At 40.8% G+C, this 26820-nt stretch carries 21 protein-coding genes and 1 other annotated feature; of the genes, 9 read left to right on the forward strand and 12 right to left on the reverse strand.

Annotation, left to right across the window (positions count from 1 at the left end):
- Positions 1–40: 40 nt before the first annotated feature.
- Both IEW76_RS12865 and IEW76_RS12870 read right to left on the reverse strand, forming a co-directional pair.
- Positions 41–1927, reverse strand: coding sequence for a sensor domain-containing diguanylate cyclase (locus IEW76_RS12865; RefSeq protein WP_188654456.1), 1887 nt, complete (start codon positions 1925–1927; stop codon positions 41–43).
- A 99-nt stretch (positions 1928–2026) separates the two neighbouring features.
- The gene (locus IEW76_RS12870; RefSeq protein ID WP_188654458.1) at positions 2027–2641 is read right to left on the reverse strand and encodes a hypothetical protein; all 615 of its coding nucleotides are present in this window, start codon (positions 2639–2641) and stop codon (positions 2027–2029) included.
- Between the two features lie 315 nt (positions 2642–2956).
- On the opposite strand from IEW76_RS12870, the gene rpsD reads away from it, so the two are divergent.
- The 3 genes from rpsD (at position 2957) to IEW76_RS12885 (ending at position 6387) form a co-directional block, all read left to right on the forward strand.
- Positions 2957–3559 carry a 30S ribosomal protein S4 gene (gene rpsD, locus IEW76_RS12875; RefSeq protein ID WP_188654460.1) on the forward strand — a complete coding sequence of 201 codons (603 nt, stop codon included), beginning with the start codon at positions 2957–2959 and terminating at the stop codon, positions 3557–3559.
- Between the two features lie 110 nt (positions 3560–3669).
- Entirely contained in the window at positions 3670–3912 is a 243-nt protein-coding gene (locus IEW76_RS12880; RefSeq protein WP_188654462.1) for a hypothetical protein, read from the forward strand.
- Between the two features lie 120 nt (positions 3913–4032).
- On the forward strand, positions 4033–6387 hold the full coding sequence (locus IEW76_RS12885; protein ID WP_373285989.1) for an ATP-dependent DNA helicase: 2355 nt from the start codon (positions 4033–4035) through the stop codon (positions 6385–6387).
- 123 nt (positions 6388–6510) lie between these two features.
- Here IEW76_RS12885 and tyrS read toward each other — a convergent pair whose 3' ends face one another.
- A complete protein-coding gene (gene tyrS, locus IEW76_RS12890; RefSeq protein WP_188654466.1) occupies positions 6511–7782 on the reverse strand; it encodes a tyrosine--tRNA ligase in 1272 nt (423 codons plus the stop codon).
- Between the two features lie 128 nt (positions 7783–7910).
- Positions 7911–8123, reverse strand: a binding site (T-box leader).
- A gap of 136 nt (positions 8124–8259) precedes the next feature.
- On the opposite strand from tyrS, the gene IEW76_RS12895 reads away from it, so the two are divergent.
- From IEW76_RS12895 to IEW76_RS12910, 4 genes are all read left to right on the forward strand, one after another.
- Positions 8260–11382, forward strand: a complete 3123-nt coding sequence (locus IEW76_RS12895) for a transglycosylase domain-containing protein (protein WP_188654468.1) — start codon at positions 8260–8262, stop codon at positions 11380–11382.
- 565 nt (positions 11383–11947) lie between these two features.
- Positions 11948–12601 carry a GNAT family N-acetyltransferase gene (locus IEW76_RS12900; protein WP_188654470.1) on the forward strand — a complete coding sequence of 218 codons (654 nt, stop codon included), beginning with the start codon at positions 11948–11950 and terminating at the stop codon, positions 12599–12601.
- Positions 12602–13249, forward strand: a complete 648-nt coding sequence (locus tag IEW76_RS12905; protein ID WP_188654472.1) for an acetoin utilization AcuB family protein — start codon at positions 12602–12604, stop codon at positions 13247–13249.
- Positions 13246–14415, forward strand: a complete 1170-nt coding sequence (locus IEW76_RS12910; RefSeq protein ID WP_188654559.1) for an acetoin utilization protein AcuC — start codon at positions 13246–13248, stop codon at positions 14413–14415. The genes IEW76_RS12905 and IEW76_RS12910 overlap by 4 nt, the downstream gene beginning before the upstream one ends.
- 94 nt (positions 14416–14509) lie before the next feature.
- Here IEW76_RS12910 and motS read toward each other — a convergent pair whose 3' ends face one another.
- The 4 genes from motS to IEW76_RS12930 form a co-directional block, all read right to left on the reverse strand.
- On the reverse strand, positions 14510–15307 hold the full coding sequence (gene motS / locus IEW76_RS12915) for a flagellar motor protein MotS (RefSeq protein ID WP_188654475.1): 798 nt from the start codon (positions 15305–15307) through the stop codon (positions 14510–14512).
- On the reverse strand, positions 15297–16124 hold the full coding sequence (gene motP / locus IEW76_RS12920; RefSeq protein WP_188654477.1) for a flagellar motor protein MotP: 828 nt from the start codon (positions 16122–16124) through the stop codon (positions 15297–15299). The genes motS and motP overlap by 11 nt, the downstream gene beginning before the upstream one ends.
- Before the next feature lie 52 nt (positions 16125–16176).
- Positions 16177–17175 (reverse strand): catabolite control protein A, encoded by a 999-nt coding sequence (gene ccpA, locus IEW76_RS12925; protein WP_188654479.1) that lies wholly within the window; start codon positions 17173–17175, stop codon positions 16177–16179.
- A gap of 283 nt (positions 17176–17458) precedes the next feature.
- Positions 17459–18514: a bifunctional 3-deoxy-7-phosphoheptulonate synthase/chorismate mutase gene (locus IEW76_RS12930; protein ID WP_188654482.1), complete on the reverse strand. Its 1056-nt coding sequence runs from the start codon at positions 18512–18514 to the stop codon at positions 17459–17461.
- A 143-nt stretch (positions 18515–18657) separates the two neighbouring features.
- On the opposite strand from IEW76_RS12930, the gene IEW76_RS12935 reads away from it, so the two are divergent.
- Positions 18658–20802, forward strand: coding sequence for a cell division protein FtsA (locus IEW76_RS12935; RefSeq protein WP_188654484.1), 2145 nt, complete (start codon positions 18658–18660; stop codon positions 20800–20802).
- Between the two features lie 82 nt (positions 20803–20884).
- On the opposite strand, the gene ytxJ is transcribed toward IEW76_RS12935, so the two are convergent.
- From ytxJ to IEW76_RS12950, 3 genes are all read right to left on the reverse strand, one after another.
- Positions 20885–21208: a bacillithiol system redox-active protein YtxJ gene (gene ytxJ / locus IEW76_RS12940; RefSeq protein WP_188654486.1), complete on the reverse strand. Its 324-nt coding sequence runs from the start codon at positions 21206–21208 to the stop codon at positions 20885–20887.
- Between the two features lie 125 nt (positions 21209–21333).
- Entirely contained in the window at positions 21334–21774 is a 441-nt protein-coding gene (locus IEW76_RS12945) for a YtxH domain-containing protein (RefSeq protein WP_036786509.1), read from the reverse strand.
- Positions 21775–21800: 26 nt separating this feature from the next.
- Positions 21801–22235 (reverse strand): DUF948 domain-containing protein, encoded by a 435-nt coding sequence (locus IEW76_RS12950; RefSeq protein ID WP_036786511.1) that lies wholly within the window; start codon positions 22233–22235, stop codon positions 21801–21803.
- 193 nt (positions 22236–22428) lie between these two features.
- Between IEW76_RS12950 and IEW76_RS12955 the strand changes: the two genes are divergently transcribed.
- Positions 22429–23547 carry an aminopeptidase gene (locus tag IEW76_RS12955; RefSeq protein ID WP_188654488.1) on the forward strand — a complete coding sequence of 373 codons (1119 nt, stop codon included), beginning with the start codon at positions 22429–22431 and terminating at the stop codon, positions 23545–23547.
- Between the two features lie 165 nt (positions 23548–23712).
- Here the strand turns inward: IEW76_RS12955 and murC are convergent, their stop codons facing one another.
- On the reverse strand, positions 23713–25002 hold the full coding sequence (gene murC, locus IEW76_RS12960) for a UDP-N-acetylmuramate--L-alanine ligase (protein ID WP_188654491.1): 1290 nt from the start codon (positions 25000–25002) through the stop codon (positions 23713–23715).
- A 629-nt stretch (positions 25003–25631) separates the two neighbouring features.
- Positions 25632–26747: a nicotinate phosphoribosyltransferase gene (locus IEW76_RS12965; protein WP_188654493.1), complete on the reverse strand. Its 1116-nt coding sequence runs from the start codon at positions 26745–26747 to the stop codon at positions 25632–25634.
- Between the last annotated feature and the right edge of the window lie 73 nt (positions 26748–26820).

Here is a 26820-nt window from a genome sequence, read left to right on the forward strand (position 1 = left end):
GGAGATGTTGTGTAGCTCTCCCACACTCCCCTCTATTTAACTATTTACCCATCATTTGGTCATGCTTTATACAATCTTTCCCCGATTCTTTAGCTTCATATAAAGCTCGATCTGCGCGCCGAAATAAATCAACAACCTCCCCTTCGCTTGAAGCATCCCAATAAGATACCCCACACGAAATGGTAACGCGAGGATTGGTGTAGTCTCTTACTTTCCTAACTAACTCTTCCCCAATTTTATAAGCTTCATTTACATCCACTTCAGGAAGATAAATTGCTAACTCTTCACCGCCCCACCGAGCTGTTATTCCCTTATTACCTATTTCTTGTCGTAACAAGTTTGAGACTTCAACAATGATACGATCTCCTTCTTGGTGACCATATGTATCATTTACTTGTTTAAAGTTATCAATATCGACAATGATAAACGATCCATCTTGATCTTGATCATAATGTTTATGAACGGCTTCATCTAAATGCTTTCTAGAGTATAGCTTTGTTAAATAGTCTGTACTGACTAACCTCTCTAGTTCCTCTCTAAGCATAGAATTTGCAAAGGCAAGCGTGGAATGATGAACAAGCGATTGCAAAAGTTTAAACGTTTCAAATGAGAAGAAATATGGCATTGTATGCATTACAATGACGACCCCTTTTAACGATTCTGACTGAATCATTGGGATGGCCATAATCGATTGGTAAGGACTATAAAAAGAAGGGTTCTTTACTGAGAAGTCTCCAATAAATAACGCATCTCTTTGCTCACCGATTGAGGCTGTAATGTATTGCACCAACCTCTCAGAACCTGCTTGAGAGAAGAAGGGTGAGCTTTCTTGCAGAACTTGAAAATCTTCAACATTTCCATCTTGAAAGAGAAGTACGCCTACTTCTTCTGCTTGAAAAGAGTGAAGAATTTGATTAGAGAGGAAAGAAATAGTGTCTGATAATCTCAAATTAGAATTTAACTTATGCGTCGTTTCATTAATTAACTGCAAGTCTGTAATTAATCGTTTTGATTGTTGATATAGTCGCGCATTCTCTAGTGCATTACCCGCAGTATTAGCCAGAAGTGTTATAAAGTTAATATCCTCATCTACAAACTGAACGGTATTAGGAGCCACAACTTGTAATACCCCGTAAACACCTTGCTTTCCTTTAAGTGGAGCATAAAAACATGACTGTCGATCATTCCAAGATTCTTCAAACTGAATTTCTCCCGTTAAATAAGCTTGAGCACTAGATTTGTTACCACCATCACTATCATAAACAAGCTCCCTGATCGGGAGTTCGTGAGCACTTGAATAATCATGAGAGAGTAATAGGTAATAATCAAACACCGGATATAACTGGCGTAAAGTGTCAATGATCTCAGCAAGGACATCGTCCATATTCATTGATGAATGAAATTTTGCGGTAACCTTAAACAAACGTTCATGACGCTTCTCGTCATCTAAGGATTGGAAATAGGTCCTCATCTTTATATAAACGTTAGACACTTCTTCCCCTATGATTTCCAAATCACTGAGCACCACGTTTTCTTCTAAACTATGGGAAATGCTTATGTACCCATAAGTTTCATCATGATTCCACAGCGGAATTAAGTAGCGATCATTTTGATTTGAGTGCTCACACGCAATGACAGAAGTCCCCATGACCATTTGGTTCTCACATAGCCACAACCAATCTTGGTAAGTAAGTATTTCTTGTTCTAAAGGATTCTTATTCCACGTGTAGGAGATTGGAATAAATGAATCTTCAGCTTTGTTGTATATGTATATGCAGGCCTTTTTGGCTTGGGCTGAATCCGTGATTATAGACTCAATACCTTCCACGAATCGTGACCAACCGCCTTGTTCATCCGTTGTCATTAAGTCAAAAAAACGCGCTTTTAACTGAGTACGGAATTGACTATTTACTTTATTTGAAATCATCTGTACATCACCTTATTTCAGTGGAGTTCTCTATAATAAGATTCTTTCTATCATTATACTTCTTATAGTCTTTTTTTCCTATTACTTTCCGGAATTTTTTCAATTTTTAACAATTTCAACAACAAACCCATCCAAAAGAACTACCCAAACGTCTCCCTGAGGGGCTAACCTCTCGACTTCAAGAGGACGTTTTAGAAAGGTATTTGACCATTCGCTTCCATTACTATCTTGAATTGTAGTTTGAAATGTATCACCGACTTGGATGACTTCTTTGATGGAAGGAGAAGTTTCATTGTGTCTTGGCGGCTCGGTTGTTGAAGTCCTTAATGGTTTCAAATCTTCATCCAGGAGAATCCATTCCGAATCACGCTTTATCCACAATTCCCCACCTTGTGAATACCTAATCTCTTGAATCGGTTCATTAAGTTTCTTATAGGTATTTGCAGTGAAGGAATATGTTTGAGGATCTACACTATATTCGACTAAATAGGGTTGCTCTTCTTTCACAGTTGTTAAGGTAACTTCCACTCCATTCCCTCCTTCTCGGACAGCTAAGAGCGGAGACTGAGTTCGTAATGATTCACTTGTTTGTTTCATCCAATTACTTTGTACCATTAGAGCAATCCCAACAGCGACTATCAATATGCAAATAAGCACATAGCGAACCGATTGAGATTGCTTCTTATGTAGTTTATAATCCTTATTAGACTTCATCTATAAAAAACCTCACGTAAAATTTTGCCCCATTATATCATAGCCATATTTATAAAGACTGTATTTACTGCTCACATTCTTATTGTACGTGCTTGACTTCTAACAGAATAAATTCTATAATAGCGTTTGTGTAAAATAAAAGGCAGCTTAGGTGAACCACTGTCGTTATCATTTTGTTCCTCTTATACTAAGAGGTGTATCGCGTAACTCTCGGCTGCTGGAGCGATGGTGCATGAAAACAAAATGAGCTTCAAGAACGGGGCACTCCTGTTTTTATTTTATACAAAATAAAAATAGAAAAGGAGAGATCATCCAATGGCACGTTACACAGATTCCACTTGGAAAAAATCTCGTCGTTTAGGTATTTCTTTATCCGGTACTGGTAAAGAGTTAGAAAAACGCCCTTACGCTCCTGGCCAACACGGTCCTAACCAGCGTAAAAAGCTTTCAGAATATGGTACACAGCTTCAAGAGAAGCAAAAACTTCGTTTCATTTTCGGAGTTAACGAACGTCAATTCCGTCGTTTATTCGAAGAAGCAGGTAACATGAAAGGGATCCACGGTGAAAACTTCTTAACACTTCTTGAGTCTCGCCTGGACAACATCGTTTACCGCTTAGGTCTTGCACGCACTCGCGCGCAAGCTCGTCAACTAGTTAACCATGGCCACATTCTTGTAGATGGTGGACGCGTAAACATCCCATCTTACCGTGTGAAGCCTGGTCAAACAATCGCAGTTCGCGAAAAATCTGCTAACCTTGATGTAATCAAGGATGCAATCGAAGCAAACAACTTCGTACCTGAGTACGTATCATTCGATGCAGAAAAGCTTGAAGGTTCTTACGTTCGCTTCCCTGAGCGTTCTGAAATGCCTTCTGAAATTAACGAAGCGCTTATCGTTGAGTTCTACTCTCGTTAATAGCTTCTACGAAACACCCATCCCTAGCGATGGGTGTTTTTTTATGATTCTATTATCATCTATTTCCAATTCCTGATACACTAAGAATAGAAGCATAAAGGAGGGATCACGTGTATACCTTATATATCGCCATTGTCATTGGGATTTGCGTCCTAGCCTTTATTGGAACTCTGTTAGTGGGTAAGAATGTAAATAAGTCTATTGAACAACGAGAAGTGGAAGGCGAGTCTCCGGCTGCAGAACTTCAGAGGTCCCATAAATATGAAAAGAATTCAAGCATCAAGGTTCTCTCTATTATTTATTTGATCACCTTTATTCTGACAGCCATTGTTTCAGCGATCTTTATCTTCTAACAGATGGCTCTCATTAGAGTCATCTTTTTTAGTCCCCCATATGTCTATATCCTTCGATTATTCAATGTTACAATACGTTCGCTACCATATAAGAACTAGCATCAAATATAAATACCTCATATTCATTCACTCCACGCTACAACGGAGCGAATTAGAACTGATAAAAATGAAAAAGAATCTGGTGATAACATGAAAGAGTTAAGAACATCTATAAGGAGTCTAGTTGAATATGTTTACCGATCCGGAAGCCTTGATCGACGCTTTAAAACGACAACAGCCCTTACCGAAGGGACAAGAGCACACCAAATGGTACAAAGCGAGTACAGTGAACACGATCAAAAGGAAGTGCATCTTGCCTACACTCATATAGCTGAATCTATACATATTCACATAGAAGGACGTTGTGATGGATTACTTCAAGAAGAGGATAAAATCACCATTGATGAAATTAAATCGACATCTTCGTCAATCTATGACATTGAGGAAGACTCTCATCCCGTCCACTGGGCCCAGGCTAAATGCTATGCATATATTTACGTAAATCAACAAGAACTCGATGAAATTGATGTGCAACTTACGTACGTTCATTTGCCATCATCTGAACGAAAACAGTTTGTTAAATCGTTTAGTTCTGTTGAGTTAAGAGAATGGTTTCATACTATGATCGAACAGTATATTCCTTATGCTAAACTAATGACTGAACACAGGCATAGTCGACAGGAAAGCATACAACAGCTCTCTTTCCCTTACCCTACTTTTCGAACTGGACAGCGAAAGTTTGCAGGAGCAGTTTATAAGACCATCACGGATCATAAAACCCTTTTCGCTCACGCTCCAACCGGAACAGGAAAAACCATCTCCACTCTATTTCCTACTATTAAAGCAATCGGGGAAGGAAAAGCAGAACAATTTTTTTACTTAACAGCTAAAACAATTACCAGGCAAGCAGCGGAAGAAGCGCTCTCACTTATGGAAGAGAAAGGATTGCACTTCCATACCGTTACGGTAACCGCTAAAGACAAAATGTGTTTCACAAATGAAGGGTGTCAGGTGGATTATTGCCCATTTGCAGATGGATACTATGACCGCATTAATGAAGCTTTGCTAGATTTGCTATCAAATGAAACGATGATAGCAAGAGACGTGATTGAACATTACGCACGGAAGCATCAAGTCTGTCCTTTTGAGTTTTCAATCGATGCCGCCTACCATGCCGACGCCATCATATGCGATTACAATTATGTATTTGATCCAAGAGTATCTTTCAAACGTTTATGGAATGAAACAAAGAAAAAGACAACATTGCTCGTTGATGAAGCTCATAATCTTGTCGACAGGTCGCAGTCTATGTATTCAGCTCTAATAACGAAATCATCTTTCTTACAACTTAAGCGTGAATACAAGTCTAAAAACCCACATTTATACGAAGCTGTTCACCGTATCGATCAGTCTTTGTTAGCGCTAAAAAAATCGATGGATGAGGACCAATACATGACAACGATGGCGGAAATTCCTGATGGGATTGTTGAAAGTATCGAGCACTTTATTGATCTGGCTGAACTAGAGATCCCATATATTGAGGATTCCGAATCTCTATTAATCGAAACGTATTTTATGGCTTTAAGTTTTGTGCGGATTTCAAAACTCTATGATAAATCGTATGTCACCTACATTAGACGTTATAAAAGCGAGGTAGAGCTTAAACTTTTCTGCGTAGATCCCTCTTCTTTGCTACACAAAACAACTAAGGGATATGGAGCAACGGTCTTCTTCTCTGCGACGTTCGCTCCATTTGATTACTATAAAGACATGCTCGGTTGGACAGAGGGGGACTACACTTTTTCTATCCCATCACCATTTGATAGGAACAATGTGGACATGTACATTCAACCAACCTCCACACGCTTTCATGACCGTGTTCAATCTACTGATTCAATCGTTGGTACAGTACTTGAATTAATAAGAGAGAAACCAGGGAACTATCTTGTTTTCTTCCCCTCTTATGTATATATGGAGCAGGTTTTTGAGAAGATTCAAGAACTCGATCATCCAGCTTCCGTTCTGCTCCAAACGCCACAAATGACCGAACAAGATCGAGAACAGTATCTAGCTGAATTCCGTGAAGAACGCAAAGATTCCTTAATTGGATTTGCAGTATTAGGAGGTATCTTTTCTGAAGGTGTCGATTTAAGAGGAGACCGTTTGAACGGGGTTCTAGTAGTTAGTGTAGGTTTACCAAGATTAAATGATGAACAAGACATTATGAAACGTTATTTCGATGAACGAGGTAAGAATGGTTTTGACTATGCTTACATGTACCCCGGAATGAATAAAGTCTTACAAGCTGCAGGAAGGCTAATTCGAACAGAGACTGATTCGGGAACGATTGTACTTATTGATGACCGTTTTATTCAGCAAAGATATAAAAGTTTACTTCCTTACCACCTCCAGCATTTTCGTATCAAAAGAGACTGATGGAACAGAGACGATTCCCTCATCCTCTTCCCTATCCAGTCTATTTTGACTTCTTTGTTCAAAAAAGGCCACTTAAAGTTACTGACACTCTAAGTGGCCTTTCATTTCATCTACATGAATGTATTACCCTTCAAAGCGTACCAAGAAGTATTTCTTCTTACCACGACGAATAATTGTAAACTTGCCATCGATGCGATCTTCAGCGTCCACTGTGTATTTCATATCTTGTTCACGCTCACCATTAATGTAAATCGCACCATTCTGAATATCTTCACGAGCTTGACGTTTTGAAGAAGAGATCTTTGCTTCAACTAACAGATCGATTAATCCTTTTTCTTCTTCCACTAAGTTGTAAGTAGGAACGTCTTTAAAGCCTTGTTCAATTTCATCACCTGTTAGTTGCTTTAGGTCGCCGCTAAAGAGCGCTTCAGAAATCTTCTCAGCCTGTTCCAGAGCTTTCTCATCGTGAACCATCTTCGTCATTTCTTCTGCTAACCTACGCTGAGCCACACGTTTTTCAGGTTGCATTTCTACTTCCTTAGCCAACTCACCAATTTCGTCTAAGCTTAAGAATGTAAAGTAATGAAGGAAATTCACAACATCACGATCATCTGTATTAATCCAGAACTGGTAAAATTCGTATGGCGTAGTCTTTGCAGGGTCTAACCAAATTGCACCACCAGCTGTTTTACCAAACTTACTGCCATCTGCTTTTGTAATCAATGGAACAGTTAGACCAAATGCTTTCGCTTCTTCTCCTTCAGTCGCATTCTTACGAATCAGCTCAAGCCCAGCCGTAATATTCCCCCACTGGTCGCTTCCACCAATTTGCAACGTACAATTCTCTTTACGGAATAGGTTCAAGAAATCATAAGATTGTAGAATCATGTAACTGAACTCTGTAAAGGAAATTCCATTTTCAATACGAGACTCCACAGAATCTTTCGCTAACATGTAGTTAATACCAAAGTGTTTTCCTACATCTCGCAAGAATTCAATCATTGTCATTTGGTTTAGCCAGTCTAAGTTGTTACGCGCTACAGCTGCATTCTCCCCTTCATCAAAGTTTAAGATCTTAGCAAGTTGACCTGCTAGCTGTTCACTGTAGTGACGAACTGTGTTCTCATCGTTAAGCTGACGCTCGGTAGAACGACCACTCGGATCACCAATCATACCAGTCCCACCGCCAACTAAAGCGATTGGACGGTGCCCTGCTTGCTGAAATCTCTTAAGAATTAATACAGGTAGCAAGTGACCTATATGAAGACTATCCCCTGTAGGGTCAAAACCACAGTAAAGGGTAACCTGTTCTGAAGCTAAATGCTTCTTTAGACCTTCTTCATCCGTCATTTGATTAATTAATCCTCTTGCTTGTAAGTCTTGTAAAATATCCACTCTATCCACTCCTAATCTCCTCATATTAAGTAACGACATAAACGTAATGAAAGTACTGAAGGCGCCCTTTTCAGGTTATACTACGAACCAGATTCAACTTTTGAATAACACAAAAAACCCCGCCCCTAAAAAGGGACGAGGCTCGCTCGCGGTACCACCCTTGTTGTAACCAGACAACTGATTACCACTCAAGGAATTTATAACGGATTCACCCGTCTTCTGAACTGATCAGAAGAAAACTCCAGGACGTAATTCGTAAATTGCTCTGTACTGACTCACAGCGGCCGTCAGCTTTCTGGAACAGGGAACAACTTACTACTTCAACCCTTCTCTGTTTAGTATTCATTATCGTTCGTGACTGTGACATAATTTATAGCATATATTTTTTTAAAAAGCAACTCACATTTCATGTTGAACCATGTCTCCTTATGGTGCAATATGGTATAATATTGCGTGTATGAAATAGGAGGTCGTTATATGAGCCAGAACCATTCAAATGGTCCAGATAGATCCCCGCTTCGTAAATGGTGGGAAGACGGAAAGATCCAAAAATATTTCCGCATCTCTTATGATGTAATCTGGAACATCGTTTTATTCTTCCTCATTGTAGGTGTGATTGGCGTGTTCTTTGCTGCCGGGCTAGGTGCCGGTTATTTCGCCTCGCTCGTCAAAGACGAACCAATCCGTGCTAAAGCCGAAATGCAAAAAGACATTTACAATTATGAAGAAACGTCAGAATTGTATTTTGCCGGAAACACATACTTAGGAAAGATCCAATCTGATTTATATCGTGAAGAAGTCTCCCTAGACCAAGTATCCGATCATGTGGTCAATGCTGTAATCGCCACTGAAGACGAGAACTTCGAGACACATAATGGTGTTGTACCAAAAGCTATAATGCGTGCAATCTTCCAAGAAATCACGAACGCAAACGTTAAAACAGGGGGTAGTACACTTACCCAACAGTTAATAAAGAATCAGGTTTTAACAGACACCGTTTCATTCGAACGTAAAGCAAAGGAAATTTTACTAGCCTTACGCTTAGAGCGATTCTTCGAAAAAGAAGAGATCTTAGAAGCATATCTAAATGTTGTTCCATTCGGCCGAAACGCCGGTGGACGAAACGTTGCAGGAATTGAAACTGCTGCTCAAGGTATATTTGGAGTGAGCGCCAAAGAATTAAACCTTCCTCAAGCAGCCTATATTGCAGGTATGCCACAAAGCCCTTACATGTATACCCCTTTTACAAATACAGGGGAAGTTAAATCTGAAGCAGGGCTCGCCCCAGGCATCGAGCGAATGAGAACGGTACTAGAACGTATGCTAGAAGCCGAAATGATTACACAAGCTGAATACGATAAAGCAATCAATTACGACATTGCATCGAACTTTACAAAGCCAGAACCTTCACCAGTGCAATCATATCCATATATCGCATTCGAAGTAGAAGAGAGAGCCACAGATATTCTTCAAGGTATCCTAGCTGAACAAGACGGATATACAAAAGAAGACTTGGCTAACAGTGAATCACTAAGACAAGAATATGCTACTCTAGCAGATCGAACATTAGTGCAAAATGGCTTGAAAGTTCATACAACAATTGATAAACCGATTTACGACAAGATGCAGGAATTACACAAGAACTATGAACATTACGGCCCTGTTCGATCTTGGAAAGTAACAGACGAGGAAACAGGCGAGGAGAAAACGATCAAAGAGCCCGTTCAAGTTGGCGGAATGTTAATTGAAAATAAAACTGGGAAAATCATTAGCTTTATCGGCGGACGTGATTTTGACCTGGAAAATCTTAACCACGCGACTGATGCGAAGCGTTCTAACGGAAGTACAATGAAGCCATTGCTTGTATATGCTCCAGCTATTGACTTAGGACAAGCAAACCCAGGTTCTGTAGTAGCAGATATAGAAACAGTTTTTGCAGGAGGATATACTCCTGGTAACTATGGAGGAAGGTTCCATGGCCTTACCTCTATCAGACGAGCACTAGCTATGTCATATAACGTGCCAGCTGTTAAAACATATGCTGATATTAGGAATCAAAACCCAGCATCTTATTTAGACAAAATGGGCTTCACGACACTATTAGAAGAAGATAAGACTAACTTATCCACTTCACTTGGCAGTCTTCTTGAGGGTGTAACTGTAGAAGAAAATACAAACGCCTTCGCCACTTTCGCCAATAACGGTAAGTTTGTAGATGCTTACATGATAGATAAAATTGAAACAAAAGACGGAGAAGTACTTTATGAACATAAATCTGAATCTGTTGATGTATTTAGTGAACAGGCATCTTATTTAACCGTAGACATGATGAGAGATGTTTTAGATTATGGAACAGCCCAATACGCAGGAGATCGGTTAAAGTATCCAGGAGTTGACTGGGCCGGAAAAACAGGTACTTCTCAAGATGTACACGACACTTGGTTTGTTGCGACAAACCCAAACGTTACCATGGGGATGTGGATGGGCTATGACACACCTTACACATTAAGAAACTGTGGCAACTGCAGTCTGGGATACAGCAACCGCAACGTAAAACTATGGACAGATATTGTAAACGCAGCCTCTGATCTGAATCCAGACTTAATGGTTCCAAAAGAAGGTTTCAAACAACCATCTGGTATTGTCAGACAGTCCTACTGTGCTGCTTCAGGCTTGCTTCCATCTCAGCTTTGTTCTGAAATGGGACTTGTCAGCAGTGACATTTATTACGCTAAATACGCTCCAACCAAACGTGACGATAGCTTAATCGCGACTGGTTATGTTGAAATTGGAGATAAAGCCTATGTAGCAGGTGATTCTACACCACCTGAATTTACAAACGAAGGCGTCTTCTTTAACCCAGAGTACATTGAACGTAACAACTATGACCGACTATCAAGTTTAGATCAGCTTGTACCAAACAATAGCCAGTGGGCCAGCGTACGAGTTCCTTCCACAGACAAGGTCCCTAATGATGGCCAGGCTCCAGCTGCTCCAGGTGCTGTATCAGCTAGCGGTGGCGTCTTAAATTGGTTACCTTCTGGAAGCAGAGATGTTGTTGGTTATCGCATCTATCGTGCCGCGACACCAGGAGCAAGCTACCAACTAGTTGGAAGTTCAGCAAGCAACAGTCTCGGTATTGCAGGTAAAGGTGTTTATGTCGTAAGAGCAGTGGATTACTTCGGAATGGAATCTGCAGCATCACAAGCTTATGAATACGGAGATTTCACTCCAGACCCACCACCAAGCGACCAAGACCAGGAATCTGGCAACAATAATAATAATGGCAACAACAACAACAATAACGGAAATAACAATAACGACGGCAACAACAATAATAATGGAAATAACAATAACGATGGCAATAACGATAACGGCAACAATGATAACAATAATGGTTCAGACGATAACAACTCGGACAACGGCAACCCGGACGACGATTCCAACGATGACAATTCATCTGGCGGAACTGAAAACGATGGCTCATCAGGCGATGATAACTCCGGTTCAACCGGTGAATCCGGTTCCGGAGGATCTGGAGACACAGATAACTCTGGCGGTGACTCATCAACCGATGACGAATCCTCTTCAGAAGGATAATTTCTATAAGGCTATCCCAAGAGTCTTCCCAGACTCTTGGGATAGCCTTTTTATATAAGCGCCCTTATCCGTAAAACTATAACCAGCTATATAACCGGAATGGTCCGTTATGGTAAAAGGCGATAAGGCTTGCTCGGGGACAACTCGCTTTCCTGCGGGGAGCTGGGAAGCCTCCTCGTTCGCTAGCGCTCTCTGCGGGGTCTTCCCTAGCTTAAAAGTGCAGGCGTGGTGCCTAGAACCGTATGGACAAGACAGCTTTTTGGAAAAGGCGTTAAGCCTTTGTAAAAAAGATGACTTGTCTCGCTAGGTTCTCCACGCCGGAACTAGATAGGCTCCTTTCCCGCGGGAGGCTCGCAGTCCCCGAGCAAGCCTTTGCGTTAAGTAGCTAAACGGACCACCTTTCGTTCTATCATGGCAAACGGAAACATTCCCTCATTCTCAATCCTCCCACCTTCTGTCCTCCCCTTGAATACTTAGATTCAACATATTACTGCTCAGGGATTTTTTTCAGTGAGATTTACTGTATAATAGATAACAAATATAGGTAACTTTAGGTGGTGGAGGCATGAAGCATACAAAAGAATATCATTCCAAAGAGATCGAAACGAAAAGCGGAACGATTACCGTTGAAGGGCCTCTTTCTTCACAAGAACTAGCAAACTATCATTTTCACGAAGGGCTTAAAGCCTTCAGACCGGCCCCGAAACAATTTGAAGCTGTTAAGAAGATTGCTGATTTTGAAGAAGGCAGAATTCTAATTGCCAGAACCTCAGATACCATTGTGGGTTATGTTACGTACCTTTATCCTGATCCATTAGAAAGATGGTCAAAGTTCGAAATGGAGGATCTCCTTGAACTGGGTGCTATAGAAGTCATTCAGGATTATAGGGGATATGGTATCGGTTCATGGCTATTAAAGGTGTCTATGATGGACGATGAGATGGAAGATTTTATTGTCATTTCAACAGAATATTACTGGCACTGGGATCTTTCTGGAACAGGGTTAAACATTTGGAATTATCGAAATGTCATGGAGCGAATGATGGGTGCTGGTGGCTTAACCCCCTATCCTACAGATGATCCAGAAATCGTTTCACACCCAGCTAACTGTTTAATGGCTCGCATTGGGAATCGTGTACCTCAAGCTTCGATCGATCGCTTTGAGGAATTGAGATTCTTAACGAGAAGAAGTTATCGCGCGAATCGAGGAGGTCTATAAATGCTAGTAGAAGAGGTTATGAAAACAGAAGTTATATCGCTGAAAGCTGATGAAACTATTGAAACCGCTTTAAAACTATTGAATGACCACCATATCCGCCACATCCCTATTGTGGATGAACATAACCACGTTATCGGGATTGTGTCTGATCGGGATGTACGGGACGCTAGTCCGTCCGTTTTTCAAATCGAACAAGATAAAGAGGCTCTGCAGAACAAGTTAGAATCTATTATGAGTTCTCCAGTCATAACCGCTCACCCTTTAGATTTTGTTGAGGAAATTGCGAGTATCTTTTATGAGCATGAAATTGCTTGTGTTCCTGTCACAAAAGCGAACAAACTTGTTGGAATTATTACAGAGAAAGATATGTTATATACGATGATTCAACTTACAGGAGTAAACGTTCAGAGCTCTCAAATTGAAATTAAGGTAATTGATAAACCAGGAATCTTCCCCGAGGTGACGGCAGTGCTAGGAAGACGTAAGACAAATATAACGTCTGTTCTCATCTATCCATATCAGCCAGATTCAACATATAAAGTTCTTGTGTTCCGTCTTCAGACAATGAATCCTATGCCTGTAATTGAAGATTTAAAGCTTGCAGGATATGAGGTACTATGGCCAAATATGCCGGGGATGGAACAATGACTTGCAAAGCAGCCTTTGTCTATTCAGAAGAATTTAGGACCTACCGCTTTAGAGATGATCACCCCTTCAACCAATTAAGAGTCACCCTAGCTTATGAACTACTTCAAAGCATTGGGAGTATCACAGAGCAGGATCTCATCCCCCCAAGGATGGCGACAGAGGAAGAACTCCTTTTGGTACATGAGAAGCCATACGTTGATGCCATCAAAAAAGCGAGCTCAGGAAGTCTTAGTGAAGAGGAGGGGTATGAATTTGGAGTAGGTACTGAAGATACACCAATGTTTAACGGAATGCACGAAGCGTCTTCCCTCCTAGTTGGGGGGACATTGTCAGCAGTTGATGCGGTGCTTCAGGATAAAGTTGATCATGCCCTAAACCTTGGCGGAGGGTTACATCATGGATTCCAGAGGAAGGCATCTGGTTTTTGTATTTATAATGATGGTGCAGTAGCCATCCAGTATATTCGAGAGCATTACCAAGCTAAAGTTTTATATATTGATACGGATGCTCACCACGGTGATGGTGTGCAATGGGCATTTTACGATGATCCAAATGTATGCACGTTATCCGTACATGAGACAGGCCGATATCTCTTCCCTGGGACTGGCAACGTAAACGAGCGTGGCATTAAAGAAGGCTATGGATACAGTTTTAACATACCCGTAGATGCCTTTACAGAAGACGAATCTTTTATGCACGTTTATGAAACCGCATTCAGAAAAGTGACTGAATATTTTAAGCCTGATGTTATTATTACGCAAAACGGTGCGGACGCCCATGTATTAGATCCATTAACTCACCTATGTTGTACATCGAAACTTTACGAATTTATACCGAAGCTAGCTCATAATCTAGCGCACGAGTACTGTGATGGAAAGTGGATTGCTTTAGGCGGGGGAGGATATGATATTTGGAGAGTGGTTCCTCGGGCCTGGGCCCAGATCTGGAATATAATGGCTCACGATAAGCCTGCTGAAGGGGACATACCTAAGGATTGGCTGGACAAATGGCAACCTAAAGCACCTGTACAACTTCCTTCTTCATGGCACGATCACCAAGGACTTTATAAGGAGATACCTAGAAAAGCCGAAATTACAGAGAAAAATGAAAAAGTTTTGGAAAAAGCAATGCAGTTTATTCAGCTTAAGCACAATCTCCCAAAATAAAACAGATACACTTCTTGGAAACACCGATTACCAAAAAAAAGAGTGTTACAATGCCGCTCCAGTCATTGTAACACTCTTCTTTATGTATAGATGATCAAGGAGATGTAACTCCTTCTTGCGCTTTGTAGCTTGGGTCTAGAATGACAATTTCTACACGTCGATTTTTCTGCCAATTTTCTTCGGAAGTATTTGGAACAAGCGGACGAGTATCACCGTACCCCACTGCAGTGAAACGACCTGCATCTACGGCTGTTTCCTGAGCTAAATAACGAATAACACCACTTGCTCGCGCTGCAGATAGCTCCCAATTCGAAGGAAAGCGATAGTTAGATATAGGGCGGTCATCCGTATGTCCTTCCACTTTCACATAGTTAGGAATATTATTTAAGAGTTGACCGACTTTTTTGAGGAAAGGCTGACCCGTTGAAATGATCTCAGCTTCAGCGGTATTAAACAATACCTGTTCTTGTAGTGTAAGTACCACACCTCGATCCGTTCGATTGGCTGTAATCTTTTCCGTCAAATCATTGTTTTCAAGAAATGTTTCTACCTCTGTTACAAGCTGGTTTAACGAATCCTTTGTATCTGTAGAGCCAGTTTCCTTATCCTTATTCACATCTTCGCCTTCCTCTGATTCAAACTCACTTATATCTTGTTGGTTATCATCCTTTTTATCAGCAGGGTGCTCTAACTCAACAACAGATGGGTTAAAATCAAAGATGGCTCGACTTCGGAACGACTCTGCTACAGCTTCAAATTTTTCTTTATCAATTTGCGACATGGAAAAAAGCAAAATGAAGAAAACCAGAATCAACGTCATCAAATCAGAGAAGGTGACCATCCACTTTGGAGCGCCTTTTTCTTGTACGCTGTCTTTCCGTTTAAGCTTCATTCGGCGCTCCCTCCATTACGTCTTCTTCAGTTGGCTCTTCCTCCTGACGTTGACGCTCATCTCCAGAAAGGAAAGCACTTAGCTTTTCTTCTAGGATTTTTGGATTCTGCCCTGATTGAACTCCGATGACACCTTCTATGGTAACTTGTTTGATAAAGATTTCTTGATCTGTTTTATTCGCTAATTTCCCGGCCATAGGTGAAAACACAAGGTTAGCAAGGACTGATCCGTAAAAAGTCGTTAACAAGGCAATCGCCATATTTGGTCCTAGCGTCGTTGGGTCTGTTAGATTCTTAAGCATAAGAACTAATCCAATTAAAGTTCCAATCATCCCCCAAGCTGGTGCATATTCTGCAGCCTTTTCGATGATTGCACGACCCCGCCTGTGCCTTTCTTCAATAGCTGATACTTCAGCATTCATAATATCGTTTATGACTTCTGGTTCAATACCGTCCACAGCAAGAAGGATTCCCTTTTTAATAAAAGGGTCTTCTACTTCATCTAATTCTGATTCTAATGCCAAAAGGCCTTCACGACGCGCCCTTTCTGATAGACGTACGAACAGATCAATTAGCCCTGACAAATTCTGATCATTTGTTTGGAAAGATTCTTTTAATACCTTTCCTGTCAGCTTGATCTCGTCCAACGTAAAGTTAATCAGGAGCGCAGCCGCAAGGCCACCAAGCACGATAATCATTGAGGATATCTGAATAAAGGACACAACGTCCCCCACTCCCCCAGTGGTAAAGATTCCTACAAAAATCATCGTAATTCCTATAAATATGCCAATTGGAGTTAATAAATCATTTCGTTTCATTGTCTCTCTCCCTAATATAAAACCTAATGATCTATTTTTTATATCGACATATTTATGATTTTGTTGAGTTTCTTTCAATATTTCGGTGTGGAAGAATTACATTTTGTTCTTCGACTTTTTCGTTATTCATGTATTTCGTCAGTAGACGCATTGACACAGCACCAATATCATACATCGGTTGTACAACGGTAGACAATGTCGGACGTACCATTGTCGCTAAACGTGTATTATCAAAGCCAAAGACTTCTACATCCTCAGGCACACGAAGACCTTTATCTTGAGCACCATGAATGACACCAAGAGCCATTTCATCTGATGCTACAAACACGGCACTTGGGCGCTCTTCCATATTAATCAGTTGATCAAGAGCTTCAATACCACTATCATACGTGTAATCGCCGCGGATCACATAACGGTCTCCATAAGATTTACCTTGTTCTTCAATTGCACGGTAGTAACCTGACAATTTCTGATCATTAATATTCGTTTCAAGCGGTCCTGAGATGAAAGCTACATGCTCATTACCTTTATCGAATAACGTTTTTGTTGCTTCATAAGAAGCTTCTTCATAATTAATGTTAACAGATGGAACAGAATTCGTTTCATCTACCGTAGCTGCTAGTACCACTGGGACGGACGCATTCTGGAACTCTCTTACGTGATCTTCTGTAATCTTTCCACCCATGAAGACAAGTCCATCTACTTGCTTTCCTAACATTGAGTTAATAAGGTGAATTTCTTTCTCTTTATTCTGATCTGAGTTGCTTAAGATGATGTTATAGTTATACATTGTCGCAATATCCTCAATACCTCGAGCTAATTCTGCAAAGAAAATACTTGAGATATCTGGGATAATCACGCCTACTGTCGTTGTCTTTTTACTTGCTAAGCCTCGAGCCACCGCATTAGGACGGTATCCTAATCGCTCAATCGCATCTAAGACTTTCTTTCTTGTGGCAGGTTTCACATTTGGATTTCCATTGACAACACGGGAAACCGTAGCCATGGACACATTGGCTTCTCGTGCCACATCGTATATTGTTACATTCATTCCTTTTAACCTCCTCAAAGTTACGTCTCTATCTTTATTTTCCCTCATTCTCTCTCTTCATTATCATACGACACTGCTAAAGAGAGCGCAATAAATCGGACATATTCATGCTTTTATATGCAGTATTCACCATACATTCAGAAACAACTCATATGTAAAGAAAGTTGTAGTGAATAGTGGACGTCAGATACATATTTTCTTACAGAAAAAGAATACGCCAACAAATTGTTGGCGTACTTTTCCTCTTTAAAATATAGATTAAATTGTCTATTTATGCAAGAATCTATTTCAATTCTTTCATAAATTGATTAAATGTTTCAATATCCATTTGCTGTGCAGCGTCTGACAATGCTACCGCTGGGTCAGGGTGAACTTCTGCCATCACTCCATCTGCACCAACTGCAATCGCCGCTTTTGCTGTAGGAAGAAGAAGGTCGCGACGTCCTGTGGAGTGGGTTACGTCTACCATTACAGGCAAGTGAGTCTCTTGCTTCAAGATCGGTACAGCAGAAATATCAAGCGTGTTGCGCGTTGCTTTCTCGTACGTACGAATACCTCGTTCACATAGAATGATGTTTTCATTGCCTCGTGATATGATGTATTCAGCAGCGTTCACAAATTCTGAGATCGTTGCAGATAATCCACGTTTAAGTAGTACCGGCTTATCAACTGAACCTGCTGCTTTTAGTAATTCAAAGTTCTGCATGTTACGTGCTCCGATTTGAATGACATCAATGTAATCAACCGCCGTTTCAATATCGGCTGGATTAACAATCTCACTTACAACACCTAAGTCATATTCATCGGCAACTTGTTTTAATATTTTCAAACCTTCAAGCCCAAGTCCTTGGAAATCATATGGAGATGAACGCGGTTTGAAAGCTCCTCCGCGAAGTAGCTTCAACCCTTGCGCTTTTACTGCTTCTGCCACTTTAGCAACTTGCTCGTAGCTCTCAACAGCACAAGGTCCCATGATGAAGGAAGGATCGCCAATTCCGATTTCTTCACCTCGAACTGTAACAACCGTATCCTCAGGCTTCTTCTTACGTGAAACAAGAAGCGCTTTTCGATGATCATCTTCTTGAAGCTCAAGGCTTGCTTTAAAGATTTCTTTGAACAATTTCTCAACTGTAGAATGTTCGAAAGGACCTTCATTGTGGTCCGTAATCGTATCTAACATCGCGCGTTCACGCACGGGATCAAAACGATTCATTCCTTGCTTTTTCTTCACCTGTCCAATTTGATGCGCGATCTCGGCTCTTTTATTAATTAAATCTAGAATGTCTAAATTTAATGTGTCTAACTCTTGTCTTAACTGGTCTAATTCTTCATTACTCAACTCATACGCCTCCAATTTGTTTAGAAAGATGAAATTATGATAAATTCATAATAATTAGACATCATTATAGCTAATATTATTTTAATTGTCACGGGGATTTTCAACATTTTTAGTGAAGAATTTTATTAAAGGGGTCGAGAAAATTGAAAGAACGCGTCTTCGCGCTTGATATCGGCACAAGATCTGTCGTTGGGGTAATAGTAGAAAAAACAACTAATGACTATGAAGTAATCGATCATGTCTCAAAAGAACATGATGAACGAACAATGGTTGATGGTCAAATCCATGATGTACGTTCCGTCTCAGAAACGATCGCATCCGTTAAACATATATTAGAGGAAAAGCATGGCCCCCTACATAAAGTATGCGTAGCTGCAGCAGGTAGAGCTTTAAAAACGAAACGGACAAGTATTAATCAGTCTGTAAGTGGACAGCCCCTTATGGATGATGAAGATGTGACGCATCTAGAATTAAGCGCTGTGCAACAGGCTCAATATGAATTAGCAAAAGAAGAAACCGAAATGCAAAGTACTCATTACTATTGTGTAGGGTACTCTGTCTTACGCTATCATCTAGATGGCCAAGAGTTAGGTTCTCTAATTGATCAGCAAGGTGAACAAGTAACCGTAGAGGTTATTGCAACATTTTTACCTAAAGTTGTTGTCGAATCGTTAATTGCTGCCTTACATAGAGCAAATTTGGAAATGGAGGCCCTCACACTAGAGCCGATAGCGGCTATTAATGTACTCATCCCTCCTTCAATGAGGCGTTTAAATGTGGCGCTTGTAGACATTGGTGCTGGAACGAGTGATATTGCGATTACTGACTCAGGAACCGTGACAGCATACGGAATGGTTCCTGTAGCGGGGGATGAAATTACAGAAGCAATTAGTGACCATTACCTACTTGATTTTCCATTAGCTGAAAAAGCCAAACGAGAGATTAGCACCCGACAAGAAGCAACCGTCACCGATATACTTGGATTTGAAACCACTGTTACCTATCACGGTGTAACAGAAGCCATCGATTCTGCAATCGAAAAGCTAAGTATAGCGATACGAGATGAAATTCTTCTCTTAAATCAAAAAGCTCCGAAAGCTGTGATGTTAGTTGGTGGAGGTAGCTTAACACCCGATTTATCCAAAAGGCTCGCTCGCATACTCGATCTCCCTGACAACCGTGTAGCGGTAAGAGGAATTGATGCCATTCAGTCCTTAAAGAAAACGGACAATTTACCGACAGGACCGGCTTACGTTACGCCTATTGGAATAGCGATTGCATCTAACCAAAATCCTGTCCAATACATTAGTGTCACCGTTAATGATCGAACGATCCGCCTCTTTGACATCAAAGCACTAACAATAGGGGATTGCCTTCTAGCAGCCGGAATTGAGATTAAGAAACTATTCGGCCGTCCTGGTATGGCCAAATTCATTTATTTAAACGGAAATCAACTCACCTTAAAAGGAGAACATGGTACAGCGCCTATTCTATTGAAAAATCAACAAGCTTGCTCTCTGAGTGACACGATTCAAAACGGGGATATACTGAGCGTTACTAAAGGGGAAGATGGTACCTCTCCAGATGTAACATTAAAAGATCTATTAGGAGAACTCCCCCGTTCTACAATATCTATGAATGGGCATCATCACCAAGTCCAATCTGCTCCCCGTGTAAACGGGAAGAAGCAATCGCTAGCCTACATCGTCCAAGATCGTGACCAAGTCGTATCAGAATCAACCCATACTGTAAGGTCTTTCCTCCAATTTATTGGCCAAGAGTGGATCCTTGAAGAAACAAAACCGTTTGATATCACAGTTAATGCAACAGAACATAGAGTCGCTTCTCACAGAATTACCATTCTAAAAAACAAGAAAAAGGTTCATTCAGAATCTACTCTACAAGATGGAGACCAACTGACAACAAACAAGCACTACCCAATAGAAGCACAAGCGCTTTTACAGCAACTAGGCGCACCAACAAACCAATCCATAGAGGTTCTCTTTAACAATAGAAAGCTGACCCTCTACAAACCCATAAGCAAGCTCACTAAAAACGACATGCACTTAGACCCCGAGGAGCTTATCTACCCGGGGCAAAGTATAGAATTAAAAGAATCCAATTCTTGGGCCTTTATCTTTCAAGATGTATTTCGCTACGTGGATATTGATTTAACGAACGGAAAAAACTTTAAAATCTATCGCAATGAACAAGAAGCTACCTTTGTTGAACCCATCCACTCTGGTGATCGACTCGAATTACAGTGGCTTACGGAAGGTGAGAATTGAAAAAACAAGGATGAAACCTTTCTGGCTTCATCCTTGTTTTTATAGGAAAAGACTTTATACTATCAGCCTTTTTCCTTTTCATTTATTGATCAGCTTCAGCCAACGATTCTTCTTTAATATGCCAATGAGAAGTATTCCACGTTACTTCGCCTCCGTTAAATACCAATACCTGTGGAGACTCATGTTTTACACCAAATGCTTCTGCAACTTGATTGGAGAACTCTCTTGTTTCTTGTATATTTAAGATAAACATAGGAGTTTCCGTTTCTGAAGAATAGCTTTCGTATGCTTGTTTTGCCCCTGAACTAATAGGACAAGTCAAACTATGCTTTAACAACATCACTCGTTCGTATTCGGTTAATTTCTCTTTTAACTCATCGTAGTTCTGTAAAAGCGTTACAGCCAACGTCAATCAACCTCCTCTAATTAAGACCCACCTTCATAAGGGTCTTCATGACAACAAAAAAGTTGCTAGTATTAATGTAGCATACTAGCAACTTTTCCCCAAAATTATTCGTTTAACCACATCATTTAGTAAGTGGTGGTAGTCGTCGTTGTTTCTTGTTGTCTTTCAAGCTCTTCCGCCGCCTCTTCGATGGCTTCTGCTACTTCCTCAGCAGCTTGTTCAGCTTCATCATTCGTGTTGCGGAATTCGCCAACTTTCGTCTTCACTCGAGAACTAAGGTCCTGAGACTTCTCAGAAACATTTTGAGACCACTGAGAAGATGTTTCTACAGCACGGTCCTTCCATTCAGTTCCCTTTTGGTAAGCAACATCTTTCCACTCGCCAGCACGTTCACGAACGTATCCTGACTTTTGGTTTAGGTCATCTCTTACTTCTCTTCCTGACTTAGGAGCAAATAAAAGGGCTGCAGAAGCTCCTACGATGCCACCAATTAGTGTGCCTATCATAAAGTCTTTACTGTTAATGTTTTCGTTTTGATTTTTGTTCTGGTTCTGATCTTGTGCCATACTCTATTCCTCCTAGTAAAATAAAATTATTGTACTGCTTTTTCGTCTTGTGGTTTTTCTTTTTTCCACTTTTTATAGAGATCAATACCGACCTGACCCCACTTCATGGCCTGAGCAGCATTGTCTTTATTCTGGTCAGCTGTATGCTTTAGGTTGTTCGACATCGTGTGTAGTGATTGATTAAACTCATGAACCGAGTCCCCAATTCCTTTGACACCGTCTACTAATGTATTTAATTTTTGAGTCTTTTCTCCAATATCCTCTGCTAGGTGATTGGTCTTCTGTAATAATGATGTTGTTTCAGTTGTAATGCCTTCCATTTGCTTCTCTAAGCCGCCCATTGTAGATGCTACGTTTTCTAGCGTTTTACGAGCTGACTTTAAAGTTTTGGATATGTAAATAACTAAAACAGCAAATGCAATAGCAAAGATGAGTGCTGCGATATATAGTATGATGATCATAATCCCCTGATTCACCCCTTTAAAATGTAGTATAGTTAATCGTCTTCCCTTTTACTAGTCCGTATAAACGTGTCGAATTACAGATTGGGATTATTTTATAGTATTCTCTTTTTTTGCAGAAACTCCTGCAACTCATTTCTTTTTTTTAGCTAGAAATTTCTGTATCATTATGAATAGAAAAGGAGGAATTGTTATGCGCGATCCAAGACTGCAACAACTAGCACAACAAATTATTCACTACTCTATCGATCTACAAAAAGGTGAAAAAGTACTTATAGAAAATACAGGTCTTCAACAAGAGTTGGTTTCCGCTCTTATTGAAGAAGTATATAAAGCAGAAGGTCAACCCTTCGTGAATGTGAAAGACCCAAAAGTGCAGCGATCTTTATTAAAGAATGCGTCTGAAGAACAGCTCCACTTACAAGCAGAACAAGAGGCTTCCCTAATGAGCAAAATGGATGCTTATGTAGCCATTCGCTCTGGCGAGAACATCTCTGAGCTGTCCGATGTACCTGCTGAGAATATGAAGATCTACAACCAAACAGTTGGACAGAAAGTACATAGAGAAATCCGTGTTCCAAAGACGAAGTGGTGTGTGCTCCGCTACCCGAACGCTTCTATGGCTCAACTAGCAAACATGAGCACAGAGCAATTTGAAGACTTTTACTTCAATGTCTGTACTCTTGATTATAAAAAGATGGACCAGGCTATGGACTCACTAGTAAAACGTATGGAGGAAACAGACAGGGTTCGAATTACAGGGCCAAACACAGACTTGCAGTTCTCTATTAAAGGCATACCGAATGTTAAATGTGCCGGTCACTTAAACTTACCCGATGGAGAAGTATACACAGCACCAGTGAAAGACTCCGTTAATGGAACCCTTCACTATAATACGCCTTCTCCGTACAATGGTTTCACTTTCGAAGATGTCTTCCTTACATTCAAAGATGGAAAGATCGTTGATGCAACAGCAAATGATACAGAACGAATCACCGAAGTCTTCAATACAGACGAAGGCGCTCGCTATATCGGAGAGTTCGCAATTGGTGTGAATCCTTATATTCTTCACCCAATGAAAGACATCCTGTTTGACGAGAAAATAGACGGCAGCTTCCACTTCACTCCAGGTCAGTGCTACGACGAAGCACCAAACGGTAACGACTCAGCCATTCACTGGGATATGGTTATGATCCAGCGCGCTGAATATGGTGGCGGAGAGATCTATTTTGATGATGTTCTAATCCGTAAAGATGGTCGCTTCGTTGTACCTGATTTAGAGGCTTTGAACCCAGAGAACTTAAAGGCGTAGTTACTTGACCTTCATTCGAAGTTATATAAATTTTCATGGGGTTAAGTTTTGCATTATCTCTGACTACTTAATTTATTTCACTAAAAAGCGCGTAGGAGTTTCTCCTACGCGCTTCACTAGTATTTACAAACCGCTCACTTATATAAGGAGCAAAATGAGTATAAATTATTCCTTCTCATAAGCCTCTTGGAACTTCTGAATATCCCCAGCGCCCATAAAGATAAGCACGCTATCCCCATGCTCTTTTAGGACAGCTGTTTCATCTAATTCCAGTAAACGTGAAGCTTCAATCTTCTCTTGAAGGTCGTTGATCGATAAATTACCTGACTCTTCGCGAGCAGATCCAAAGATATCACAAAGGTAAACGAAATCAGCTTCTTTTAAGCTATCTGCAAACTCTTGCAGGAACATTCGCGTCCTCGTGTACGTGTGAGGTTGGAAGATCGCGACAACATCCTTCTTCGGATATTTCTTCTTCGCTGATTCAATCGTTGCTAAGATCTCACGTGGGTGGTGAGCGTAATCATCAATTACTATTTGATCATTGTGCTTCTTCTCTGTGAAGCGACGCTTAACACCTTTAAATTCAGAAATATGCTTAATATCATCTGAAGGGATTCCTTCATATTGACACAAAGCAATAACAGAAAGTGCATTTAACACGTGGTGATTTCCGTAGCCAGGGATCGTATACGTGTTGTAATACGTGTTCCGAACAAAAACGTCAAATGTTGTACCGTTCTCGTCTTCTGATATATTAGATGCCTGAAAGTCATTACTATCATCTAAGCCATAGTAGACTACAGGTACTTTGGCCTGGATTTCTTGTAACTGATCATCATCTCCACATGCGATAATGCCCTTTTTGACTTGATAAGCCATTTCTTGAAAGGCATCAACGACATCTTCAAGGCTTGTAAAATAATCCGGATGATCAAAATCAATATTGGTCATAATTGCATAATCCGGCTCGTAAGCCAAGAAGTGCCTGCGGTATTCACAAGCTTCGAATACAAAGTACTCCCCATCTTCGTGACCCACTCCTGTTCCATCACCAATTAAGAACGACGTAGGCTTAATATTACTTAGTACGTGGGCAAGCAAACCCGTAGTCGAGGTCTTACCATGTGCGCCCGTTACAGCAATACTTGTGTAATTCTGTAGCCATTCTCCTAAAAATTCATGATAGCGGAATAAAGGCAAACCTAATTCTTCCGCTGCCTTTATTTCCTCATGATCATCCCCAAATGCATTTCCGGCAATGACCGTTAAGTTGTCTTTGATATTTTCTTTTGAAAAAGGCAGAATCGGAATGTTTTTCGCTTCAAGAACTTCTTGTGTGAAAAAACGCTTCTCAATATCAGAACCTTGTACAGTCTCTCCAGCATCATGAAGGATTTGTGCTAGTGCACTCATCCCGGTACCTTTAATACCAACAAAATGGTAAGTTGTCATATAGATAGAACCTCCACAATTATACAGTCATTTCTGTTTCATAGTATATGTATTCAAGCTCAACTTGCGCCTAATTTACTTTAACTTTTACGTCCTCATCTATTATAACAAAACAGTGTGTAGACGTGAATCAATTCGACAAAAACCGTTAGTAAACCCCACATCGTTTCCAAGTTTTTCTCTGCGCACAAATGAACCGCTTTCTTATATTCCCACCTTTAAGCCCCCACAAACCTAAACAGGGAAATAAACTTGAAGACTTGAAGTTGAGAGAATGTTTCCGTATGCGTTATTGGAGCGTAAGATGATTCGGGAAATTACTCGCTTTCCGCGGCGAGCTGGAGAGCCTCCTGCGGGAGAAAGAGGTCGACGAGACCCCGCAGGGTGGTCTTCCCGAGGAGGCTGTTAAAAGATAGAGGAAGTTCGACTAAGACCGTCACGTCAATAGCCAACGTCGAACGACCCCACCTCGTGTAGGGCCGCGGAAAGCGAGCCGTTCCCCAGACACCCCAAGCACTCATCAAACGTAACGGCCCTGTCTACACAAAAGTGTCTCAGTTTTGAGCATTCCATACAAGGAGGCTTATATGGAATAAAGAAATTCAAAGAAAAAGACTGACAACAGAGTGTCAGTCTTCAGGATTGTAGTATTCAACTTTTTCTAAGCGTGGGTTAGGACGATAGCGTCTTCCTTCTTTCGCTTCCGGCTTGCCATTGATCATGACATTATCACCCGTGAAGGATGTATTCATTTTCAATAAGCTACTGCCTACTCCGTAAATATCTACAGGAACTTTAAGCTTCTCGAAATCACGAATGCGCTCTTCAGTGAAACCACCACTTACTACAATTTTCACATGCTGGAATCCTTCTGCATCTAATGCCTTACGAAGGGCAAAGATCAACTCAGGATTTACGCCTCTTGGATCAAATGTACCCATAAGGTGTTGATTTCTCAGGAAATACTTATCGACAAGCGCTCGGGATGTATCGACTCGCACGCCTTTTAGTTCGTCTCCGAACTCTCTTGCGACTTTAAGAGAATCTGTAATGACGTCGTTGTTGTAGTCTACTAGTGCTGTAAGCTCATCATTAGGGAATTGCTTATGATACGCTTTAGCTGCTGCTACAATGTCGCCTTGGAACATTTGAATTAAGGCGTGAGGCATAGTTCCCATACCTTCTTTTCCCCACCATTCATTCATAGCGTGAGTCGCCTGAGCCGTTGAGCCTCCGATATAAGCTGCGTACCCATCTCCCGCCTGTTGGGTGTAGTGATCATCACGATCCCCCATAAAGATAACAGGCTTTTGCTTGCCTGAGGCACGCGCAGCTTTTACCACGTTATATACGTTCGTGGATACCGACGTTCGGCGAGAAAGAATTCCGTCAATGATGCCCTCTAGATACCCAAAATACTGATATGGACCAGTAATGGTTAAGACTGTTTCAAAAGGCTTCACACGGTCGCCATCCTTCAATGAATGAATCTCTAACTCTTCCGGGTGATCAGCAAATGTATGGATCAGCGCAATGGCTTCGTCTGTACCACATAGTACTGCGTCATCTTTTTGGAAAAACTGCATAGTGATATAGTTGTCTGGAAGTGTGCTTTCAACAATATCACGTGTTTTTAAAAAGTAAACAGCGGAGAACCAACCCTCTCGAATACGTTCATCAAACTTAAATGTTTGATTCGTGAGGCGCTTAATTTCGCCGTTCATCTTTTTTTCAATTTCTTTCATAACTTTGTAACCCCTCTTATGGTCATTCTCCTCGTAAATCATCCATCTTCTTATAGTATAAAATTCCTTGGAT

The sequence above is a fragment of the Pontibacillus salipaludis genome (assembly GCF_014642405.1).
In the GTDB taxonomy this organism is placed as follows: Bacteria; Bacillota; Bacilli; order Bacillales; family BH030062; genus Pontibacillus; species Pontibacillus salipaludis.

Excerpts from the sequence above, each read along its gene's own strand:
- IEW76_RS12900 (WP_188654470.1), top strand. The coding sequence starts at position 11,948 with ATGAAGCATACAAAAGAATATCATTCCAAAGAGATCGAAACGAAAAGC.
- IEW76_RS12945 (WP_036786509.1), bottom strand. The coding sequence starts at position 21,774 with ATGGCACAAGATCAGAACCAGAACAAAAATCAAAACGAAAACATTAAC.
- motP (WP_188654477.1), bottom strand. The coding sequence starts at position 16,124 with ATGAAACGAAATGATTTATTAACTCCAATTGGCATATTTATAGGAATT.
- IEW76_RS12965 (WP_188654493.1), bottom strand. The coding sequence starts at position 26,747 with ATGAAAGAAATTGAAAAAAAGATGAACGGCGAAATTAAGCGCCTCACG.
- IEW76_RS12905 (WP_188654472.1), top strand. The coding sequence starts at position 12,602 with ATGCTAGTAGAAGAGGTTATGAAAACAGAAGTTATATCGCTGAAAGCT.
- motS (WP_188654475.1), bottom strand. The coding sequence starts at position 15,307 with ATGAAGCTTAAACGGAAAGACAGCGTACAAGAAAAAGGCGCTCCAAAG.
- IEW76_RS12870 (WP_188654458.1), bottom strand. The coding sequence starts at position 2,641 with ATGAAGTCTAATAAGGATTATAAACTACATAAGAAGCAATCTCAATCG.
- IEW76_RS12910 (WP_188654559.1), top strand. The coding sequence starts at position 13,246 with ATGACTTGCAAAGCAGCCTTTGTCTATTCAGAAGAATTTAGGACCTAC.
- IEW76_RS12950 (WP_036786511.1), bottom strand. The coding sequence starts at position 22,235 with ATGATCATCATACTATATATCGCAGCACTCATCTTTGCTATTGCATTT.
- IEW76_RS12955 (WP_188654488.1), top strand. The coding sequence starts at position 22,429 with ATGCGCGATCCAAGACTGCAACAACTAGCACAACAAATTATTCACTAC.
- IEW76_RS12895 (WP_188654468.1), top strand. The coding sequence starts at position 8,260 with ATGAGCCAGAACCATTCAAATGGTCCAGATAGATCCCCGCTTCGTAAA.
- rpsD (WP_188654460.1), top strand. The coding sequence starts at position 2,957 with ATGGCACGTTACACAGATTCCACTTGGAAAAAATCTCGTCGTTTAGGT.
- IEW76_RS12865 (WP_188654456.1), bottom strand. The coding sequence starts at position 1,927 with ATGATTTCAAATAAAGTAAATAGTCAATTCCGTACTCAGTTAAAAGCG.
- murC (WP_188654491.1), bottom strand. The coding sequence starts at position 25,002 with ATGACAACTTACCATTTTGTTGGTATTAAAGGTACCGGGATGAGTGCA.
- ccpA (WP_188654479.1), bottom strand. The coding sequence starts at position 17,175 with ATGAATGTAACAATATACGATGTGGCACGAGAAGCCAATGTGTCCATG.